Raw genomic sequence first — 19,961 nt, 5'->3', positions numbered from 1 at the left:
GATTTCCGGCCATAGTTCTTACAGCGATGCTTAGCGTGAACGCTGACGCAGACGCTGGATGTCCAAGATGACGACTGCGCGGGCTTCCAGACGGAGCCATCCGCGCTGCACGAACTCGGCCAAAGCCTTGTTCACGGTTTCGCGGGAGGCGCCGACCAGCTGGGCCAGCTCTTCCTGGGTGAGCTCGTGAGCTACCAGGATGCCATCGGTTGCTGGGCGACCGAAACGGTCAGCCAGATCCAACAGTGCCTTGGCCACACGGCCAGGAACGTCGGAGAACACCAGATCGGCTAGGGACTCGTTAGTGCGACGTAGACGCGCAGCCAAAGCCTGTAGCAACTGGATCGAGACCTCCGGGGAGTTCAAGATCGCCTTGCGCATGTTTTCGTGGCTTAGGCCTGCCAGTCGGGTTTCCGACACGGCGGTTGCGGTTGCGTTGCGCGGGTGTGGATCGAAGAGCGCCATTTCGCCGAACAGTTCACCTGGGCCGAGAACGGCGATCAGGTTTTCACGTCCGTCGGCGGAAGTGCGACCAAGCTTGATCTTGCCCGAGACGATGAAGTAGAGACGGTCACCCTGATCGCCTTCGCGGAACACTGATGCACCGCGAGACAGATCGACCTCGGTCAATTCTTCGGTTAGCGTGGCGAATACTTCATCACCCAGCGACGCAAAAAGCGGCGCACGACGCAGTACCTCGATATCCATAAAATCTCCTGTCAACAGTAGTAAGCGCTAACTTCATTGTGCCGTATTTGGTAACAATGTGACAGTTTCCACACGTGGTTTGGCCAAGAAATGTTGAGAATCACGGTCACCCTACTAAAACTCGCGAATATCCTCGCAGAAATCCATCAGCTTCTAAGGGTACCTTGGGTTAATAGAAAGTTTGTGAATGAAGCGGGGTCTCGGTGCTCGGAATATTCAGCTGGCTAGACCTTGCCATCTGTATAGTTTTGTTGTCTTTTTTTATTGCCGGGATTCGTCGTGGCTTCCTCTACACGGTCGGCGACATGATCGGACTCGTCGCTGGCGGCGTTGCAGCATTCTTCGCCATACCGATGGTCTCAACCCTCGCTTCAAACCCCTGGTGGCGAGTAGGCCTGATGGTGGCCACCGCGGCCGTACTGCTCGTTTTGGGTCAAGCCTTGGGCCGAGTATTTGCGGTCCGAATAAGACGTTGGATGAACTTTGATTTCTTGCGTGCCGCGGATGGTTTAGCTGGCGGTGTGCTTTCGGTTTTTATTACCGCCACGGTCATCGGCGCACTGGCATTCTCCACGTCAAGTATGGGTATTCCGCGTTTATCCACCGAGATCGACAAGTCAAAAATGATTGCCTCAATTCGCGGGCTGACACCGGAGTTTGTAAACACTGCAATCTCCTCAGCACGCTCGGCGGTAATGGCCGAAACGATCCCCGCATTGCTGGACCCATTCGCCCCACCGGTAGAGCCAGTGGAGCCTGGAGAATGGGCACCTAATGATTTGCAGCGTGCGGCCGTGCAATCGGTAGCTAAGATCTCCGGTACCGCCGTGCAATGTGGTGTGAACCTGACCGGTTCTGGCTTTGTTATTGCTGACCAACTGGTGATGACCAACGCCCACGTGGTGGCCGGTTTGAGCGCTGCCACGGTGGAAGTTGGTGGTGATGAACTTCACCGCGGAAAGGTTGTTTATTTTGATCCGGAGGCCGATATCGCGGTGCTTCGCGTTGATGGGATGAACACCACCCCATTAGAGCTCGCAAATCAAAATCTGGGGCGCGGCGACCAGGCAGCATTTATTGGTTTCCCGGCCGGTGGGCCATTGCAGGTGCGTGGAGCGGTAGTTGCCTCACGCGCTACGGTATCTATCGCCAATATTTATGGTGAAGATCCGTCCTCATTATCCGTGTATCAGCTGACCGCAAAGGTGGCCCAGGGCAACTCCGGTGGCCCACTGGTTAGTGAATCTGGCGAAGCGGTAGGTATGGTCTTTGCTAAATCTCGTGGCAACGATGAAATCGGCTTTGCGCTGAGTCTTGAAGAGATGGAAATCGCCCTTAAAGCCGCAGGGCAACGGACTAACTCAATCAAGACTGGCGACTGCATTAGCGATTAGCGGCTAAGAAGATGGGCCATCTGCTGCACCGCGAGCCGGTAGCCGTTAACACCGGCGCCAATAATGATTGAAGACGCTACCGCAGAAACGTATGAGTGATGGCGGAATGCCTCACGCTGATGCACGTTGGAAATATGTACCTCAACTACCGGTAGGGACACCCCGCTAAGCGCATCGGCTATGGCCACCGAGGTGTGGGTGAAAGCCCCAGGGTTAATGATGATGCCGCCTTTGCTCAGTCTCGCCTCATGAATTGCATCAATGAGCACACCTTCATGGTTGGACTGAAGCGCTTCCAAATCTAGCTGCTGTTCGGCGGCCGCCTGCATGGCCAGTCGCTCAACATCCGCGAGCGTATCGTGCCCATAAATTTCGGGCTCGCGAGTTCCCAAAAGGTTCAGGTTCGGTCCGTTCAGTAACAAGATGGTGCGCTTCGCTGAGTAGGTCATTATTCAAATCTATTACACACTCTGGCTATCACCGCTGTTGCATCCGGTATTACGGGGCTCATAGGCGGAAATTTAGCTGTGCTTGCCCGTAACATCTGTCGTAATGTTGAGAGCTCAAGTTTGTTTTAGTGGGGGAGTTCAGATGAAACGAGCACAAAGAAGCCGCCACCATCCCCGGCACTTTCCGACAACCCCTCAAAGAGTTGCAGGAAAATGAACTAGGGCGGTGACGGCTTCTCATGAAAACCAGCCAGTGCTACTTCTTCATTGACTGCGCAATCTGTGTCATCACATCAGCATCGGACAGCGTGGTGGAGTCGCCCACTTCGCGGCCTTCGGCCACGTCCTTGAGTAGACGTCGCATAATCTTGCCCGAGCGAGTCTTCGGCAGCTCCGGAACCACCAGTACGTGACGTGGTTTGGCGATGGGACCAATATCCTTGCCCACATGGTTGCGCAGGATTGCCACCACGTCTTCGCCCTCGGCAGGTTCCGTCTGCAAGATGACGAACGCCACCACGGCTTCGCCGGTAGTTTCGTCCTTCGCACCGACCACCGCGGCCTCAGCCACATATGGGTGGGCCACTAGCGAGGATTCGATTTCGGTGGTGGATAGACGGTGACCGGATACGTTCATCACGTCATCGACGCGACCGAGCAACCAAATATCCCCGTCCTCATCCTTCTTGGCACCATCACCAGCAAAGTACATGTCATCAAAACGGGACCAGTAGGTGGACTTATAGCGTTCCATATCGCCCCAGATGCCACGCAACATGGCGGGCCAAGGCTCACGGATGACCAGGAAACCGCCTTCGCCATCGGCAACGGACTGGCCGGCTTCATCTACCACGTCGATGCTAATTCCTGGAACGGCAACCTGAGCCGAGCCCGGCTTGGTCGCGGTGACGCCAGGCAGTGGAGTGATCATATGCGCGCCGGTTTCGGTCTGCCACCAGGTATCCACGATGGGGGTGGGGTTTTCCTTGCGTTCACCGTTTTTACCGTTGTTGGTGCCGATGACATCGCGGTACCACATCCACGCTTCGGGGTTGATTGGCTCGCCTACTGAGCCAAGCACGCGCAAGGAGGATAGGTCATATCCGTCTGGAATGTCGCGGCCCCACTTCATGAAGGTGCGGATCGCGGTGGGTGCTGTGTAAAGAATCGAGACCTTGTACTTTTCAATCAGTTCCCACCAGCGTCCCTGATGCGGGGTGTCTGGAGTTCCTTCGTAGATCACCTGGGTGGCGCCATTGATCAATGGCGCGTAAGTGACGTAGGAGTGGCCGGTAACCCAACCAATATCGGCGGTGCACCAGTACACGTCGGTCTCGGGATGCAGATCAAAGGTATCGCGGTGAGTGACCGCGCCCTGGACCAAATAACCACCGGTGGTGTGCACAATGCCCTTTGGGGTACCGGTAGTACCGGAGGTGTAAAGCACAAACAGCGGGTGTTCGGAATCGTGAGCAGGGGCCTCATGTTCGGTGCTGGCAGCGTCTACTACCTCATGCCACCACTTATCCAGCGGACCGAAGGCGGTCTGTTCGCCATTGCGCTTAACTACCACCACGTTTTCTACCGTGTGGCCGGGCTTTTCTAGCGCAGCGTCTACCGCTGGCTTCAGCGCGGATGGCTTGCCGCGGCGCCAGGTGCCGTCGGCGGTGACCACAAGCTTGGCATCCGCGTCGTCAATACGGCTACGTAGCGCGTCGGCAGAGAAACCGCCGAAGACTACCGAATGGATGGCACCGATACGTGCGCAGGCGAGCATGGTGATGACCGCTTCGGGGATCATTGGCAGGTATACCGCCACACGGTCACCCTTAACTACTCCTAAGGATTCGAAGGCGTTAGCTGCCTTCTTCACTTCTTCGGTGAGCTGCGCGTAGGTGTAGGTGCGGGTATCTCCTGGTTCGCCCTCGAAGTAAATGGCGACGCGGTCGCCGAGGCCGTTTTCTACGTGACGATCTAGTGCGTTGTAGGCGGCGTTGAGTTTTCCGCCGACAAACCATTTGGCTACCGGAGCCTCCGACCAGTCCAAGGTTTCGGCAAAATCTGTATCCCAGGTCAGTACGCTACGTGCCTGCTGCGCCCAGTAACCTAGGCGGTCTTCTTTGGCTGCCGCATACTGGCTGGCCTGACCGATGGCTTGGTCACTGAACTCTTTGCTCGGGGCAAAAGCTCGGGTTTCATGGGATAGATTGTCCAGGGTCTTGGAATCACTCACCGGTGATCGCTTCCTTTCGGTTAAACAAAATTTACTCTGTGACCAAAGTTACACGCCAACAAGCTAACACCTGTGGTTTGTGTCACCACAGAGGTGGCAGTGGGCAATTTCTGCGCTGAACGGTCATAGAGTGCGACGAAGTGCAGGTAAACAATGAAAAAATCGTCGGCTCATGGCACGATCATCTGGTGGCAACAAAAGTAAAAGTTGAATCTGAATTAGGTCTGAAACGGCGTGCACGCAAGATGCACCGACTCTTAGCCGAGGCATACCCGTATGCAGTCGCAGAATTGGATTTTGAGAATCCCTTCGAGCTGCTGGTTGCTACGGTACTTTCCGCGCAAACTACCGACGTACGGGTTAACTCAATTACCCCGGCACTCTTTAGCCGTTTCCCTGATGCGCTGGCAATGAGCCAGGCGGACCGCTCAGAGCTCGAAGCGCTCATCCGACCCACGGGCTTTTTTCGCGCCAAAACAGAATCGCTGCTGGGGCTTTCCGCGGCACTGGTCGAGCGACACGGCGGAGAAGTTCCTGCCAAGCTCGAAGATCTGGTGAAACTCGCCGGGGTGGGACGCAAGACCGCTAACGTGGTGCTTGGCAACGCGTTCGGCGTTCCCGGTATTACCGTAGACACACACTTCGGCCGGCTCGCTAATCGATTTGGCTGGACCGGACAGAGCGACCCAGTCAAGGTAGAGCATGAGGTCGGTGAATTATTTGAAAAGCGTGACTGGACCATGCTCAGCCACCGGGTAGTCTTTCACGGCCGCAGAGTTTGCCACGCCCGCAAGCCGGCGTGTGGTGCCTGCGTCTTGGCACAGCTTTGCCCCTCGGCAGGAATCGGTGAAGAAATTCCGGCCAAGGCCCAAAAGCTACTCAAATATGAATTGGCCCCCGGAAAAGAAGAACTACTGCAGAAAATGCTTGATGGAGCTACCCGTCGAGAACTGCGCGCCGAAGGATATGGATTAGACGCATGAGTGCACGCACAGAGTTGGCAAAGGTGATCGCCACCCACGAGCAAAGCAAGGGCTCCACGACCAAACTTTCCAAGGATTGGGTCTTTGCACAGCTGGATGCCAACAGCGTGCGTAAAGCGGCGGTACTCATCCTCTTCGGATCAGCCACCGCGGAGGCGGTGGGGGAAAATTCCAAGGCCCAAGACCTTGACTTGCTCTTTGTTGAACGCGCTTCAACATTACGCAAACACGCCGGGCAGGTCGCCTTCCCAGGTGGCGGTGTGGACCCGGAGGACGGTTCAGCGGTTGCTGCGGCCTTACGCGAAGCATGGGAGGAGACCGGAGTTCAGACCTCCGGGATTGAGGTGCTCGGTCAGCTGACCGAGACGGAACTTCCGGTATCGAGTTTCCTCGTCACGCCGGTGATCGGCTGGTGGCACACCGAATCCAAGGTTTACGCGGCTGATCTGCGTGAAAGTGCGGATGTGTTCCGCGTACCAGTGGCGCATCTGCTCAATCCGCATAACCGGCTGACCGCGGTAGTGCGCCGCGGTGCACAACGCTTCAAATCCCCGGCCTTCGAATATGAGGGCCATTTGATCTGGGGATTTACTGCCATTGTGCTTGATCGCTTATTTGATGAGTTGGGCTGGAACAAGCCGTGGAACAGGCAACGCGAAATCATGATGGGCTAGCCAGTTACTTGCCTTCAGCGTAGTTCTGCGAGATTCCGACACTGACCGGGAAGTTGGGGCTGTGCTCTCCAAAGAGAGTACGTCCGGCGAGCAATGCCGCGTGGCGCACTAATTCACCTAGCTGCGGAGCCAATTCCACCGGGCATTCAAAGACCGCTTCGTCATGAACAAAAAACACTTGCTGGCAAGTGTCGCCCCATCCGGCCTGCCGAATCAGATGCCGGGCGTGGCCTAGCCACACCAGAGCCCATTCCGCCGCGGTTGATTGCACCACGAAGTTCCGTGTGAATCTGCCGCGTGAACGTGCCGCCGCGTCCGCAGCTCGCTGCCCGGCCTCATCGTGGGTGGCTCGCTGGGCCTGTATCCAAGCTTCGTCCGCCGGTGGGCAGCCCCGACCTAACCAGCTTTGCACCCCTTGACCGCGTTCGCCGGCTTTCGCCGCCTGATCAACATAGGCCATCGCCTGTGGGAAGTTCTTCTTCAACGCCGCGCCTACCGCACCTGAGGTGCCACCACCGCCCCCGTAAATAACCGAGAGCATCCCCAACTTTGCCTCATTGCGGTCGGAGACAAGTTTCGCGTTGATAAGCCACTGATACAGGTCATCTTGTTGGCCTGCCTCTTGGAGCTGACGGTCTTGGGAGATTGCAGCAAGAATGCGTGGTTCAAGTTGCCGTCCGTCGGCAATGACAAAGGTTCGCCCCACGGGAGTTCGAACGACCTGGCGGATCGAGTGGGGGAGTTGTAAAGCCCCGCCGCCACTGGCAGCCCACCGACCAGAGGCGACCGTCCCTAAGATGTAATGCGGGTGGAAACGTCCCTCGGTGACCCATTGGTCTAGCCACTCATCTCCATGAGTACTAGCTAAGCGAGAAAGTTTTTTATACTCTAAAACCTGCTCGATAAGTGGATGTTTAAGTTGTTCTAATTCCCAGGCACGGACCGATTGAACCGCAAATCCCGCACGGTGCAGTGCACGAAGAAGTTCCTGTGGGGAATCGGGGTTCAGACCAGGACTGTTCAGCGCGTGGGCTAAAGACTGGGCTAACTGCGCTAGTTTTACCGGACGTGTCCCCTCGCCTACTGCGGGCCCCAGCTTCTCGCGCAATAATTCGCGATGTGCTTTTTCATCCCAGGCTAATCCCGTATGTTCCATTTCGCAGGCTACCAGCGCACCCACGGACTCGGCATGAATAAGTAGTTCAAGCCGTTTGCGCGCGGACTTCTCGGTAGGTAGCGCCTGGCGCTGGGCCAGATACATAGAAACGAGGTCATCGAGGCTTTCCCCGGTAACCGGAGAATCAAACAGTGCATCTTGATTTGGCCGGAGTATCGGAGCATTCGGGCTATCTACATCAAAATCATCTAACGCACCGGAGCTCAGTGGGCTGCGATGCAAAATCCTTTGGGCAAGCGAAAGAATATGTGCCTTGGCAAGGAAGACACCGTGCGCCAAAAGTGGCTGCATCCACGGGGTGGTGCGCAACATGATCCACCGGGGAGAATGCTCGTCTTCAATGGTGCGTACGGCCATTGGAAAATCCGTTGCGGACACCAACCTGGCCGGGATGACCGGTGCACCGTTGTGGGCCTGACGCAGTTCGAGGATGGCGTAGCCTTCGGGGTCTGCGCCGATAAAGGCAAGCATGCTCATGGCTCTATTGTGCATTGTCCAAGGACAATATCCCCAGTTTGCTAGGGGTGCGCCCGGCACTGTACAAAACGATGTCACCGTTCAACTATGAATTGGTTATCTTTCCCTGGTATTGGCATACCGCAGGTTCCAAGTGATTCACGCTTCGTGGCTACCGAACAAACGCTTCAGGACCAAAAACTTGTCCTGGTGAAACCAGAGCGTGAGCGGGCAGAAGAACTGGTGTGCACTTTGGTCAGTAACGATGTGCGGCTGATTGAAAGCTGTGCCTTGATCGCGTTGGGCGCCGCGGTGCGTATCCACCAGTGTGCCGAGCTGAAAGATCTGCCCGCTACAGGTCATGGCCCAGTGCTTTGGGGTGCTGATATGGCTGATGACGCGTTGGATTTTCCTGGACTATGTGACGTCATTCTTGGCTTCGAAGAAGATGACCAACAGCTCTGGTCGGTGGCAAGCAGGATTCCGCGCGCTCGGGTTGCCATTTTACCCAGCGCACACCATTGGTTGGGAGAATATCTAGGACTGTGGGGGATGCGATCGGGACAAGCTCACTGTCTGTCCTTGGCATCCCTTGCTGGAGGGGTAGGCACCAGCACCTTAGCTGCACTCATCGCCCATGCTGGCACGTTGAGTGGGCAAAAGAGCTTACTCATTGATTTAGATCCACATTCCACCGGGTTATGGCCTCGACTGACGTTGGACCCGCCTACAGGAATCGGGTGGGAGGAGCTTCGTAGTTCCGGTGGTGCACTTGCACCGCATCAACTAGTGGACACACTTCCATATTTGCAGGACACCGCCGTGCTGACATGGTCCCCAAACGCCAGTTGCGCCGGAGTGGATGAACAATTGGTGGTTCGCTTATTGGCCGCTGCCAGGCAAGGTTTTGACTTACTCGTCGTCGACACCGGACGCGCCTTACATCCACAACATGCGGTGATTGAACAGTTTATTGATCATGAAGTCCTTACCTGCGATGACAGTAGTAAACCCCCGAATACCTCCCACATTGTGTGCGGTGCGAGAAATCTACGGAACTCAATTCCGGCAAGTAGTGCATATCTAGGCCACTTTCTTAGCCTGCCAAAGATTACTCGCGTTCTTCAGCGTGGGGCGCTCTTTGATGTCTTGCGATCGCGAAAAGTCCGGCAGAATATCGCGGATCTGCGACTTTTACCGCAGAAAGAGGCGACTGAAACATGAGCCCGGGCAAACATAGTGCACAAGGCACGGGTCGTCCAAACCGGCGTGAAGTTGATGCTCGGATTCTCGAATCCGTACGGCAACGTGCGATGGCCAGCGGGGGACAGCTAGATGCTGTGGCGCTCGCCGGTGCCGTACAGGACTCTGGCGCTGCCTTGGGATCTTCTGGAGCTGCCGAATCGTTGAAGGCCCTTCAAGACGAAGTTACCGGGCTGTCCGTTCTTGAGCCATTCGCACAATTGCCAGAGGTCACCGATGTTCTGGTTGATGGGCAGGGCCGGGTATGGACCGACTCACCACGTGGTCTAGAACTGACCGACTATGTCTTTGGATCAGCAGAACAGGTGCGCAGGCTAGCCGTACACCTTGCGACGTTATCCGGGCGCCGACTAGATGATGCAAGCCCGTTTATGGATATGAGTTTAAAACACTATCGAGTCCATGCAGTTCTGCCTCCGATTGCGACCCAAGGACCCTTAATTTCGATACGTGTGAAGAAAACTCAGGCCTTAGATCTGAGCGGGGTGCTGGAAAATACTGCTAGTTGGTGGCGCCCTCTGCTCGAAGAAATCATGAGGCGAGAACTAAACTTTCTGATCACTGGCGGCACCGGCAGTGGCAAGACCACTTTGCTCCAAGCGATGCTTTCCTTAGCCCATCAGGGTCAACGCATCATCGTGGTGGAAGACTCCCAAGAACTCCAAGTCGATCACCACCACGTTGTAAGCATGCAAACCCGCGCAGCGAATGTCGAAGCCGCCGGCACCATCGAGCTACGCGACCTCGTGATCCAAGCCCTACGTATGCGACCTGACCGCTTAATTGTCGGAGAGTGTCGCGGAGCCGAAATCAGAGACTTCTTGGCAGCGATGAACACCGGACATCAAGGCGCGGCAGGAACATTACACGCAAATAATCCCAAAGCTGTTCCCGCCCGCTTGGCGGCCCTCGGTGCACTAGCTGGCTGGAACCTGCAAGCCACAGCCCTTCAGGCAAGCAGCGCACTTGATCTTGTGATCCATATGTCACGTGGCCCTCAGGGTCGGCGTGGCCCCGTGGCTCTAGGGATTTTGGGCACGGATCGGGACGGACATATGCGTGTGGACACGGTCATTGACACCCAACGAACTGATGCCATTGATAGTTCTTTTATGCCATTGCTTGAACAGAAAGTTGGGGCGAACACGTTGAAAGCGATTGTCGAAGCCTTAGCAGACGGCGCAAGGTGATTCTCGTGGTGATCTTTTTGTTAGGTGTGCTCGCTTTCTGGCTTTGGTTTCCGCGAAGTACCGAGCAGATCAAGTCCGGGACTATCCGGCGAAACTTCGACAGTCGAGGGCTTTTACGACGACGTGGCGAGCCAAAAAATTTGTTGGCTGAAGATGCCCGAACTATCCGTGAACTTGCAGCGTTGGTGCGCAGCGGACTGACTTTTTATCCAGCCGTTGACGCCCTACTAACCGCGGAACAAAGCCAATGCCCAGTGCATCAAGCGCTTCATCAATTACGAGCGATGCACCGACTTGGGGCCCACAAATCCTCCTCCAATAACCTTTCTGGCACCGAGCAATCGAGCGTGCGTCGCCTGCATTGGTGTTTACAAGTATCCGAACGTAGTGGCGCCAGCCTTGCCGAGGTACTCGAACGCTTGGCAGATGATTTGGAAGCTGATTTGGTTGCGTCTCAAGCTTTTGATGCTGCGATGGCCGGGCCCAAAGCAACCACCAAATTACTGACGTGGCTACCACTTGTGGGATTTGGTGCAGGAATGCTTTTGGGGATTGACGTACTCGGGGCGCTGAGCACATCGTGGGCGGCCCAACTGAGCGTGGCAGCCGGCCTGACCCTATGGTTACTGAACCGGCTGTGGTGTCGATACCTGTTGCGCACGACAACGAAAGCAGCACTGCAATGATTCTTTTCGCATGCTGTTGTGTTCTCGTTGCGGTACTGCTCCTATTCATCCCCTCAGCGAGCAAGGCACCGGCAAAAAACCTGAAGAGGGAGCGCAACAAGACCACGGAAGCTCACAATCACCCTTCCGAATTGATTCTGGATGTCAGCGCGAGCTTGCTGGATTCTGGCATGCCAATCAAGGAAATTCTGGACACGCTTGGCCGAAGCGTGCCACACAGCGAGCAGCTGTGCACGGTGGCGCGTTGTTTGGAAATGAACATGGAGTGGGACAAAGCCTGGCATTCGGTCCCGCCGTGGCTGCATCCCCTTGAAAAGGCTTTGCGTTTCGCTCACGTGACAGGGGCACCCACGGCAAGCCTATTGCGCAATGCGGCGTCCCTAAAGCGCCGCGAACGAAGCCAAAGAGTCGCCCGTCTTGGAGCACAATTTGGCACCAGACTTGTCCTGCCATTGGGCGCGTGCGCTCTGCCAGCATTCATTGCCTTAGGCGTCGTGCCGCTGATTATTGCCCTGCTGCCGGGGTTGTAACGAAGTAATCCCCAGCTTGGACGCAACCTAGGACGCCACCCGTAAATCTCACTCAAGCTGAAATCACTACCCCCAAATAATTCGCATTTGGGAACCAATGAAAGGACACATCATGAAACGACTGGAATCTTTAATTTCCGAGCGTCTCGCCGACGAAGAAGGTTCAACTACCGCAGAGTTCGCCATGGTTACTCTGGCCGCCGTGGCATTCGCAGGATTGCTGATCAGCATCTTATCTAGTGGGGATGTGCGTGGCATGCTCATGGGGCTGATTAGCAAAGCGTTGTCGCTCTAGGCCATGAACCTCAATGATGAGCGAGGCAGTAGTACCGCAGAATTTGCGGTACTACTGCCGGCCGTCGCCGTATTTTTATCGTTGTTATTGTGTCTCGGGGTGCTGGGTATGAAGCAAATCCAAGTGCAACAGGCCGCTGCCGCCATGGCTAGAGAGTTGGCACGTGGTGAGGAAAATTCGGTGGTGCGCTCCAGCGGTGTCAGATTGGCCGGTCACGACGCAACGTATTCGGTGTCCACCGCCGGCGGATACTCGAATGTTCACGTCACCAAGTCAGTAAGTATCCCGTTGCTTGGAGACGTACAGGTACGAGGCGAGGCAAGCGTGGTGTTGGAATGAGCGGGCTACATTTTCTGAAAGACGAGAGCGGCAACGGAACCGTGACGGTTACCGCTCTGGTCGCCGTGGCGATCATCCTGACTTGTGCAGTACTGCTTTGGACTGCGGCCACTCACGCCTCGATGCGCGCAGCATCTGCAGCTGATTTGGCTGCCTTAGCTGCCGCGGATACCGCCAGGGGACTGCGCGCGGGAGACCCCTGCGGTATCGCCGGGAGTGTTTCGGCAGAAAATGACGCCCTGCTCCAGTCCTGCGCGGTGGAAGCCGACGGGACTTCGGTGCGCGTCACCGTGAGCGTTCCAATGAACTTCACTGCCCTGGATGTGCAGTTGTTTGATGCCACGGCGCGCGCCCGCGCCGGAGCACCACCATTAGATCAGCGGTGATGAGCCGGTTCAATATCCCGCAGCACAATATTGAGCAAGAGTACCGCCCCGTGCTTGTCCAAAGGATTATTTCGATTTCCACACTTTGGCGACTGGACACAACTGGGGCAACCATGTGCGCATTCACAAGAGGTAATGGCGTCACGAGTCGCACGGACCCAATCGAGGAATCGTTCGAAACCGCGTTCAGCGAATCCAGCGCCTCCCGGTTGCGCGTCATAGACGAAGATCGTGGGATGACCGGTGTCCATGTGCAGTGCGGTGGACACCCCACCGATATCCCACCTATCGGAGGTAGCTACCAATGGAAGCAAACCGATCATTGCATGTTCGGCTGCATGCAGGGCTCCGGGGAACTGATCCACCGTAAGCCCTGCCTGGAGCAGGCGTTGCTCGGTGAGCGTGAACCATACTGACTTCGTGTGTAGCTCGCGGGCTTCTAATTCCAACGGTTCTTCGGAGAGCACTTCATTGGAGGCGACCGATTTACGTTGAAAGGAGACCACTTGCGTGGTGACGGTGACTTCTCCGAAGAATACGTTTAGTTCTTGATGTTTACTGGTGCGTTCCTCAGAATGCACAGCTACCGTGGTCAGGTCACGAGCGGTGGTGTAATAGTCAGGGTTCACGCGGCTGACTACGACCACATGATTTTGTTCGTCGAGTTCTTCGACATGGTAGCTTGCACCTTGATGAACATAGATGGCTCCCGGGTGAGCCTGATAATGCGTTTGAGGTGAATCCATCGTTCCCAGCAGGGCACCGGTATCAGCATCGGTAATATCGACCGGGCCCCCGCCATCGGCGCGTATCGAAAACATCGAAGCAGCATGTTGCGGATGAGTCCAAAACCATCCAGCCGGACGCCGACGAAGGTATCCACGCTGCACCAGCGAGTCCAATAATTCTTCGGTCTGTGGGCCAAAAAGTTCTAGCTCTTCGGGACGCAACGGATGTTCTTGCGCTGCGGCACAGAGGTGTCCGCTGAGGACGTACTTATTCTGTGGATCAAATACCGTCGCTTCGACTCCGAGCTCAAAGATCGCCTCGGGATGATGAACCAGATAGGTATCTAATGGATCTTCGGCGGCCACAAAAATTGCAAGAGCATCTTGTCCGCTACGCCCGGCACGGCCAATTTGCTGGAAGAACGAGGCGCGAGTACCAGGCCAACCGGCGACCACCACAGCATCCAAACCAGCGATGTCAATCCCGAGCTCTAAGGCAGAGGTGGAAGTCACCCCAAGCAGTTGACCGGAGCGTAGTTGCTTTTCAACTTCGCGCCGCTCGGCCGGTAGATACCCTGAGCGATAGGCTGCAAGCCGCACGCTAAGTTCCGGGGCAAACTTCTCCAGGTGCTTACGTGTTAACGTTGCGATGGTTTCAGCACCACGACGAGACTTGATGAAAACGATGCTCCGCACATGCTCAGCCATCAAATCTGTGAGGATCGAAGCGCTTTCGGCAATGGCCGTACGGCGAACTGGCGCCCCGTTTTCCCCAGTTCTATCGGTTAACGGTGGCTCCCATAGTCCGATGACCAGCTCACCTGACGCCGAGAAATCGTGGGTGACCGCGGTAGCTGGCGCCCCAATAAGCCGCGAAAATGATTGTTCCGGATCCGAGCTAGTGGCGGAGGCTCCGATAAATATCGGGTCGTTTCCGTAGTGAGTGCAGATGCGTCGTAGCCGGCGCATCAGGTTCGCCACATGCGCACCGAAAACGCCACGATAGGAATGTGCTTCGTCGATGACCACGTAGCGCAGTCGTTTGAAGAAACGTGACCAGGCCTGATGATTGGACAGGATCCCGCGATGCAACATGTCCGGATTGGTGAACACAAAATTTGCGTGTTGCCTGACCCAAGCGCGGGTGCCTTGGTCGGTATCGCCGTCGTAGCTGGACGCGCGAACCCCGGGCACGGCTAAGGCTTGGACTGAAGCTAATTGGTCTGCCGCTAACGCCTTGGTGGGGCAGATATACAAGATCGTTCCCTGGGCTGCAGCGTCATTCGCCCCGGTTTCTCGGGTGCGGTATAACAGATCGATGCCCGGCATCAGATAGGCCAGAGATTTGCCTGACGCGGTGCCAGTAGAAATGATTGTGTGGTTTCCAGCATGAATTGATTCTGCCGCTTGCACCTGATGAAGCCAGGGGTGCGCAATGCCAAGACCTTCGAAGGTTTCGCGTACCGAATCGTGGAGCCAGAGCGGCCAGGGCGCGGTGATTTCGTCTTTTGCCGCAACGGTTCTGCGGTGAATCACCGCTTCGGGATCGTTTTGGCGGTTAAACGGATCCAACAACGCATGTACTGACTTCACTTATAGGGCCTCTCGGAGCAGCGAAGAGTTGTTAAAAGCCTATCGCCGTCGAAAATGTTCTCGACGGCGATAGGTAAAAGCGTGTGAAGCTTACGCTTTGAACAGGACAACCTTGCCTAGCGAAGTCCAGCCCAGAGATGCGTAGAGCTCTTGGCCATCAACGGAAGCGATGAGGAGTCCTTCCTCAACATCGTGTTCCTGAGCCAGTGAAGCCAGCGCGCGCATAATCAGCGTGCCAAGGCCCCGACGTCGGAAATCTGGTCCGGTGATGATGCGGTCGAAGATCGCGAAACCGTCTACTGCCGAGACATGCCCCGACGCGGCGACGACTTCCTGATTATCTTCTGGATGAAGAGATACATAAGCATGGGTTCCGTCACGTTCAATCTGGAACACAAAGCCGTCGGCAGGAAGCGGTACCTCGACGTCGTGTACGGCCAGCTCGGTCACCATGAGTACTTCATCATCTGCAGATACCTGAAGACCAACTTCATTGGCGGTATTCAGCAAGTCATCAACAGAGTCGTTAAAGGCGGTAAGGCGGCGCTTTGGATGCTTCTTAAGCGTCTCAGCGACTGCTGCTAGCTCTTCCTTGGAAGGCTCATAAATAACGTATTCCCAGTCCCCGGTGGTGTCATGGCGTAGGGCAGCATGGACGCGCCCTTCATGGCGGATCTCGTATCCACGGACGCCTGCCCAACCATCGACCCAGGTACCAATCAGTTCATCGCTTGCGTTTGATGCCATGTTTTGACCCTACCCTGTCTTACCTAGGAATTAGCTGACGTTGAGCTAATCGTTGCTTACTTGAAACTATAGTCAATGCTGATAGCCGAGCAACGATCGAAATGAAGAATGTGACTTTCATCTTTTGCTCGGCGTTTTGAACTAAAAAGCTACTACCCTTATATGGTGTCCATTCATCGCATTGTTTTGTATTACGCTTTTACGCCGCTTCCAGACCCCGAAGCTATCCGCCTATGGCAACGCTCGTTGCTTGAACGCTGGGGCTTGCGCGGACGGATTATCATCTCCAAAGACGGCATCAACGGTACCGTTGGTGGTGAGATTTCTGCTGTCAAGAAGTACGTGAAAGCTACACGTGAGTTGCCTGCTTTTAACAAGATGGATATTAAGTGGTCCGAAGGTTCTGCAGAAGACTTCCCGCGTATATCCGTTAAGGTCCGCGACGAGATTGTTACCTTCGGCGCGCCGGGCGAACTAGAAGTAGACGAAAACGGCGTAGTTGGCGGCGGTGTACACCTGCGGCCCGAGCAGCTCCACGAGCTAGTGGAGACCAAGGAAAAGTCCGGCGAGAAGATTCATTTCTTTGACGGACGTAACGCCTTTGAAGCGCAAATTGGCAAGTTCAAGGATGCCATCGTTCCGGATGTCGAAACTACGCGCGAATTCATGGATGAGCTGGACTCAGGCAAATACGATCACCTGAAAGATCAGCCGATTGTCACCTACTGCACCGGTGGTATCCGCTGTGAAGTGCTTTCGGCATTGATGGTCAAGCGTGGGTTCCAAGAGGTTTATCAGATGCAGGGCGGAATCGTCCGCTATGGCGAGCAGTACGGTGACAAGGGGCTGTGGGAAGGGTCCCTGTACGTCTTCGACAAACGCATGCACACCGAGTTTTCCGAGGATGCAGTCACCATTGGTCAGTGCGTTGGCTGCCAAGGCGCCACAAATAAATTCGAGAATTGCTCGAACCCTACCTGCCGTAACTTGCGCCTGTTCTGTGAAGACTGCGCCAAGGACGAGGAACTTCGTCGGTGCCCTGACTGCACCGAGTCAGCTATCGAAGCATAAATAGTAAGCACAAAGCAGCGAGCGCAATGAANNTTCATTGCGCTCGCTGCTTTTAAACTGCGCTTAGCTGTTCGGCCACAAATCTAGCGATGCGTCGACCACTAGCGTTTCTTCTTCGAGCGTTTCATAAACACTAAAGCCACGTGCCTGATAGTTGGGGATAGCTGCTTCGCCATCCAGCGAACAGGTGTGCAGCCACACACGGCTCACCGGCGGGAGAATGTTCTCTCGACGAGGAATATCCCACGCCCTGCGGTTGGCTTCACTCAACAGAATTCCGCCCAGACCTTGCCCGATGGCCTCAGGAAATAGTCCGAAGTAATAGATCTCAACTTCACTGCGGCCCGCGCGGACCTCGGTGACCAGCTCTGCGTAGCCTTTGGGTGCGCCATCTTGGTAGAGCACATAGGTTTCCGAACCCGGTTTACGCAAGCTAGCGTCCCAGTCAGTACGGCTGATGCTCAGCCGGTCGGCCCAGTTCAGCTGGCTACCTACACACTGATAGAGGAATCGCGAGAATTCGGGCGTAATCTGCTCCACCTTCTCAATTCTGGCGTTCTCCGGCAACTGCCGGGTACTCGGGCGCATTTGGGATGGTGTGAGCTGTTGCAAATAGGTGATGGTCACAAGTGGCATACCGAATATCTTATGGCGGGAGGCGTTGGGTTGCGCAGTCTTGTAATGCTGGGGGACTCGTTAGACTGAGAGGTGTGAATGCCGCTGATTTTTCTGCCATAGAAGATGCCCCAAATAGTTATGACCTTGTGCTGGTGGACAAACTCCACACAGACTTAACCGAGATAAATTTTGGTTTTGATGCCATCACCGAATTGCTTGGTGTCGATGCGGTGGCCGCCTATGGGCGTGATCAGATCCACCCGGCACTTCGCGTTCTTGATAAGCAGCCGGTGGACAGCGCCTTGGGTTGTGCTATTCGGCTATTCCAACTGGGGCAAACCGAATCCGCTGGCGCGCTGGTTGAGGCATTTCCCACGGTGCGTGTTGAGGGGTTGCTGAAGCTGGGGCTAGTTGAGTCTTGGGCTTCGGGGTACCGGGCCAAGGTGGCGCTGGCGGTACATGCCTCCGATGCCGATGGGGAGATGTGGGTGGCCCACGATCTCGGATCCCATCAGCGTCCTGGAGTTTTGCGCACCGACCACGTTCTTGGAATCGGGCACGCCTCGCGTACGCTCGCGCAGATCACCATCCGCCACGAGGTGGACCGGGCACTGGATCTAGGCACGGGCTGCGGAGTGCAACTATTTCATTTGCTCTCGCATGCCAAACATGTCACGGCAACGGATCTTTCGGCGCGTGCATTGGCGTTCACTCGCTTTAACCTGATGCTCAACCACCGCATCCTCAAGCTGGATCCACAACGCCTCGACGAGCGCGTCACGCTGCTCCAAGGAAGTCTCTTTGATCCTGTGGCGGATCAGTGTTTTGACTTGATTGCCAGTAATCCACCATTCGTAATCACTCCACGTAAAAAGTCAGAACGCGAACAAGACCGATTCACTTATCGCGATGGCGGGATGGCTGGAGACTCGTTGGTGAGCACCCTCATTGCTCAGGCTCCGGTGCACTTGAATCCAGGGGCGCATATGCAAATGCTTTCCAATTGGGAGATTCCTCGCCTAGATGCGGAGTCGAATGAACCATGGGAGCGCCGAGTCTCCGGATGGTTCGCAGATGACTTGGACGTTTGGGTGATTGAGCGGGAGCAGACCACCCCGAGTGTCTACGCAGAAACCTGGCTACGTGATGCCTCGCAGAGTGAAGATAGTGCTGCTTACGCTCTGGCGTATGATGCCTACCTTGACGACTTTGAATCTCGTCAGGTGGGTGCCATCGGTTTTGGCATGGTGTATTTCCGCCGACCCGCGCACGGTGAGGTAACGCTTCGACGCTTCGAACAGATCCCGCACCAAATGGAGCAGCCACTGGCTCCCTCCTTGGATCGGGATATCCAGATGGCCGATGCTCTGCGTGAAGCGGGAGAAGCTTGGAAGCAATGGCACCTGCTGGTGGCCGATGACGTCACCGAGGAACGCCATCAGCGCCCTGGCGCCGAACACCCCGAAGTGATTCTTCTGCGACAGGGTGCAGGTGTGCGTCGAACTGAGATTCTGGACTCGGCGCAGGCCGGTTTCCTGTCTGCTTGCGACGGAGAATTGTCTGTAAGGCAGCTAGTTGTGGCGCTTGATTCATTAATCGGTGAAGGTGATGAATCCTTCACTGAAAGACTATATGAAGCAATCGCCCGCCTTCTTCGGCATGGAATGCTTCGTAAAATGTGAAACAAAGGCTAAACTTTTTCGTTATGACACGGAACACAGTCGAAGATGATGGTGCGCAACGCGCCGATGCGGAATATCAAGCCCCACAAGTTGTCTCGATCACCGACCCGCAGGCTATTCGCGCGCTGGCCCATGATGCTCGACTGATCGTACTCGACGAGCTCTTCGCCTCACAAACCACGCGTACCGCCACCGAGCTGGCATCGATGTGCTCATTGACGCCTAGCGCCATGAGTTATCACTTGCGAGCCTTAGAAAAATACGGATATGTAGCGCGCGCTGCCAGCGAGGGCGACGCGCGCGAACGTCGCTGGCGCGCCGCCGGTGAGCGTTTGGAACTAAACACTCAAATTGACTCGACGAATGCGAAGACCGCCTATCTTAACGTGCAATTAAACGCGTTCCGCACTCGGCTCAACACAGAAGTTGAACGCAGAGAGGCTGAAGCCAAGGCAGGAATCATGCCTGCGGCGGACCGTCCACCCATGCTGACTAGTGGTTTAGTCTTCCTTCCTGAGGCTAAACAGAAGGAGTTTAATCGGCGTTTATTGGAGCTCGTTTATGAGTATGAGGCAATGGCCACGGCCGAAGAACGCAACATCGACTCAAAGCGTATGTTCTACTTAATCTCATTACTACCCGAGTACCAGCACCTGGGTAGTGAGGTGAGCTAGAGAAAAGTTGGGCAGTTCTTCGGTGTAAGATCATCGGGAATTGTGACTGTCATCTGGTCGCAATCAATGGTGCTGCGATTGCCGC

Annotated in this window: 20 protein-coding genes; 13 read left to right on the top strand and 7 right to left on the bottom strand. The window is 55.6% G+C overall.

What is annotated here, in order from left to right; translation table 11 throughout:
• Positions 1-30: 30 nt before the first annotated feature.
• Entirely contained in the window at positions 31-708 is a 678-nt protein-coding gene (locus CIK74_RS15260) for a Crp/Fnr family transcriptional regulator (protein ID WP_096257040.1), read from the bottom strand.
• A gap of 203 nt (positions 709-911) precedes the next feature.
• Between CIK74_RS15260 and CIK74_RS15255 the strand changes: the two genes are divergently transcribed.
• A complete protein-coding gene (locus CIK74_RS15255) occupies positions 912-2,102 on the top strand; it encodes a MarP family serine protease (protein ID WP_096257039.1) in 1,191 nt (396 codons plus the stop codon).
• Here the strand turns inward: CIK74_RS15255 and aroQ are convergent.
• Positions 2,099-2,551, bottom strand: a complete 453-nt coding sequence (gene aroQ / locus CIK74_RS15250; RefSeq protein WP_096257038.1) for a type II 3-dehydroquinate dehydratase — start codon at positions 2,549-2,551, stop codon at positions 2,099-2,101. The genes CIK74_RS15255 and aroQ overlap by 4 nt on opposite strands.
• Positions 2,552-2,807: 256 nt before the next feature.
• The gene (gene acs, locus CIK74_RS15245; RefSeq protein WP_096257037.1) at positions 2,808-4,784 is read right to left on the bottom strand and encodes an acetate--CoA ligase; all 1,977 of its coding nucleotides are present in this window, start codon (positions 4,782-4,784) and stop codon (positions 2,808-2,810) included.
• A 245-nt stretch (positions 4,785-5,029) separates the two neighbouring features.
• On the opposite strand from acs, the gene nth reads away from it, so the two are divergent.
• Positions 5,030-5,767, top strand: a complete 738-nt coding sequence (nth, locus tag CIK74_RS15240; RefSeq protein ID WP_096257093.1) for an endonuclease III — start codon at positions 5,030-5,032, stop codon at positions 5,765-5,767.
• The gene (locus tag CIK74_RS15235) at positions 5,764-6,441 is read left to right on the top strand and encodes a CoA pyrophosphatase (RefSeq protein WP_096257036.1); all 678 of its coding nucleotides are present in this window, start codon (positions 5,764-5,766) and stop codon (positions 6,439-6,441) included. The genes nth and CIK74_RS15235 overlap by 4 nt, the downstream gene beginning before the upstream one ends.
• Before the next feature lie 4 nt (positions 6,442-6,445).
• Here CIK74_RS15235 and CIK74_RS15230 read toward each other — a convergent pair whose 3' ends face one another.
• Entirely contained in the window at positions 6,446-8,095 is a 1,650-nt protein-coding gene (locus CIK74_RS15230; RefSeq protein ID WP_170947907.1) for a bifunctional 3'-5' exonuclease/DNA polymerase, read from the bottom strand.
• 87 nt (positions 8,096-8,182) lie between these two features.
• On the opposite strand from CIK74_RS15230, the gene CIK74_RS15225 reads away from it, so the two are divergent.
• From CIK74_RS15225 to CIK74_RS15195, 7 genes are all read left to right on the top strand, one after another.
• A complete protein-coding gene (locus CIK74_RS15225) occupies positions 8,183-9,298 on the top strand; it encodes a hypothetical protein (protein WP_141392972.1) in 1,116 nt (371 codons plus the stop codon).
• Positions 9,295-10,527 carry a TadA family conjugal transfer-associated ATPase gene (locus CIK74_RS15220; protein ID WP_096257033.1) on the top strand — a complete coding sequence of 411 codons (1,233 nt, stop codon included), beginning with the start codon at positions 9,295-9,297 and terminating at the stop codon, positions 10,525-10,527. Before CIK74_RS15225 ends, CIK74_RS15220 begins: the two co-directional genes overlap by 4 nt.
• A gap of 5 nt (positions 10,528-10,532) precedes the next feature.
• Positions 10,533-11,213 (top strand): type II secretion system F family protein, encoded by a 681-nt coding sequence (locus CIK74_RS15215; protein WP_170947906.1) that lies wholly within the window; start codon positions 10,533-10,535, stop codon positions 11,211-11,213.
• Positions 11,210-11,743: a type II secretion system F family protein gene (locus tag CIK74_RS15210; RefSeq protein ID WP_170947905.1), complete on the top strand. Its 534-nt coding sequence runs from the start codon at positions 11,210-11,212 to the stop codon at positions 11,741-11,743. Before CIK74_RS15215 ends, CIK74_RS15210 begins: the two co-directional genes overlap by 4 nt.
• A gap of 112 nt (positions 11,744-11,855) precedes the next feature.
• Entirely contained in the window at positions 11,856-12,038 is a 183-nt protein-coding gene (locus CIK74_RS15205) for a DUF4244 domain-containing protein (protein ID WP_096257030.1), read from the top strand.
• Positions 12,039-12,041: 3 nt separating this feature from the next.
• Complete coding sequence (locus tag CIK74_RS15200; RefSeq protein ID WP_096257029.1) at positions 12,042-12,377, top strand: TadE family type IV pilus minor pilin; 336 nt, start codon at positions 12,042-12,044, stop codon at positions 12,375-12,377.
• Positions 12,374-12,763, top strand: a complete 390-nt coding sequence (locus tag CIK74_RS15195; protein WP_096257028.1) for an Rv3654c family TadE-like protein — start codon at positions 12,374-12,376, stop codon at positions 12,761-12,763. Before CIK74_RS15200 ends, CIK74_RS15195 begins: the two co-directional genes overlap by 4 nt.
• Here the strand turns inward: CIK74_RS15195 and CIK74_RS15190 are convergent.
• Together CIK74_RS15190 and CIK74_RS15185 are read right to left on the bottom strand one after the other, a co-directional pair.
• On the bottom strand, positions 12,754-15,084 hold the full coding sequence (locus CIK74_RS15190) for a DEAD/DEAH box helicase (protein WP_096257027.1): 2,331 nt from the start codon (positions 15,082-15,084) through the stop codon (positions 12,754-12,756). The genes CIK74_RS15195 and CIK74_RS15190 overlap by 10 nt on opposite strands.
• Positions 15,085-15,174: 90 nt before the next feature.
• Positions 15,175-15,831, bottom strand: a complete 657-nt coding sequence (locus CIK74_RS15185; protein WP_096257026.1) for a GNAT family N-acetyltransferase — start codon at positions 15,829-15,831, stop codon at positions 15,175-15,177.
• A 165-nt stretch (positions 15,832-15,996) separates the two neighbouring features.
• On the opposite strand from CIK74_RS15185, the gene CIK74_RS15180 reads away from it, so the two are divergent.
• Positions 15,997-16,902 carry a rhodanese-related sulfurtransferase gene (locus CIK74_RS15180; RefSeq protein WP_096257092.1) on the top strand — a complete coding sequence of 302 codons (906 nt, stop codon included), beginning with the start codon at positions 15,997-15,999 and terminating at the stop codon, positions 16,900-16,902.
• A 63-nt stretch (positions 16,903-16,965) separates the two neighbouring features.
• On the opposite strand, the gene CIK74_RS15175 is transcribed toward CIK74_RS15180, so the two are convergent.
• On the bottom strand, positions 16,966-17,538 hold the full coding sequence (locus CIK74_RS15175; RefSeq protein ID WP_096257025.1) for a GNAT family N-acetyltransferase: 573 nt from the start codon (positions 17,536-17,538) through the stop codon (positions 16,966-16,968).
• Between the two features lie 74 nt (positions 17,539-17,612).
• On the opposite strand from CIK74_RS15175, the gene CIK74_RS15170 reads away from it, so the two are divergent.
• Positions 17,613-19,202 carry a methyltransferase gene (locus CIK74_RS15170; RefSeq protein WP_096257024.1) on the top strand — a complete coding sequence of 530 codons (1,590 nt, stop codon included), beginning with the start codon at positions 17,613-17,615 and terminating at the stop codon, positions 19,200-19,202.
• A gap of 23 nt (positions 19,203-19,225) precedes the next feature.
• Entirely contained in the window at positions 19,226-19,876 is a 651-nt protein-coding gene (locus CIK74_RS15165; protein WP_096257023.1) for a helix-turn-helix domain-containing protein, read from the top strand.
• Positions 19,877-19,961: the final 85 nt, after the last annotated feature.

Origin of the sequence: Glutamicibacter sp. BW77, assembly GCF_002332285.1 — a bacterium.
In the GTDB taxonomy this organism is placed as follows: Bacteria; Actinomycetota; Actinomycetes; order Actinomycetales; family Micrococcaceae; genus Glutamicibacter; species Glutamicibacter bergerei.
Note: the sequence above shows the minus strand (reverse complement) of the source record. Positions and strands in the feature narration are given on the sequence as shown.

What these genes read in the sequence shown, in the direction of transcription:
- CIK74_RS15200 (WP_096257029.1), top strand. Translation starts at nt 12,042, where the DNA reads ATGAACCTCAATGATGAGCGAGGCAGTAGTACCGCAGAATTTGCGGTA.
- CIK74_RS15205 (WP_096257030.1), top strand. Translation starts at nt 11,856, where the DNA reads ATGAAACGACTGGAATCTTTAATTTCCGAGCGTCTCGCCGACGAAGAA.
- CIK74_RS15225 (WP_141392972.1), top strand. Translation starts at nt 8,183, where the DNA reads ATGAATTGGTTATCTTTCCCTGGTATTGGCATACCGCAGGTTCCAAGT.
- CIK74_RS15235 (WP_096257036.1), top strand. Translation starts at nt 5,764, where the DNA reads ATGAGTGCACGCACAGAGTTGGCAAAGGTGATCGCCACCCACGAGCAA.
- CIK74_RS15175 (WP_096257025.1), bottom strand. Translation starts at nt 17,538, where the DNA reads ATGCCACTTGTGACCATCACCTATTTGCAACAGCTCACACCATCCCAA.
- CIK74_RS15195 (WP_096257028.1), top strand. Translation starts at nt 12,374, where the DNA reads ATGAGCGGGCTACATTTTCTGAAAGACGAGAGCGGCAACGGAACCGTG.
- CIK74_RS15185 (WP_096257026.1), bottom strand. Translation starts at nt 15,831, where the DNA reads ATGGCATCAAACGCAAGCGATGAACTGATTGGTACCTGGGTCGATGGT.
- aroQ (WP_096257038.1), bottom strand. Translation starts at nt 2,551, where the DNA reads ATGACCTACTCAGCGAAGCGCACCATCTTGTTACTGAACGGACCGAAC.
- CIK74_RS15230 (WP_170947907.1), bottom strand. Translation starts at nt 8,095, where the DNA reads ATGAGCATGCTTGCCTTTATCGGCGCAGACCCCGAAGGCTACGCCATC.
- CIK74_RS15260 (WP_096257040.1), bottom strand. Translation starts at nt 708, where the DNA reads ATGGATATCGAGGTACTGCGTCGTGCGCCGCTTTTTGCGTCGCTGGGT.
- CIK74_RS15210 (WP_170947905.1), top strand. Translation starts at nt 11,210, where the DNA reads ATGATTCTTTTCGCATGCTGTTGTGTTCTCGTTGCGGTACTGCTCCTA.
- CIK74_RS15165 (WP_096257023.1), top strand. Translation starts at nt 19,226, where the DNA reads ATGACACGGAACACAGTCGAAGATGATGGTGCGCAACGCGCCGATGCG.
- CIK74_RS15220 (WP_096257033.1), top strand. Translation starts at nt 9,295, where the DNA reads ATGAGCCCGGGCAAACATAGTGCACAAGGCACGGGTCGTCCAAACCGG.
- nth (WP_096257093.1), top strand. Translation starts at nt 5,030, where the DNA reads ATGCACCGACTCTTAGCCGAGGCATACCCGTATGCAGTCGCAGAATTG.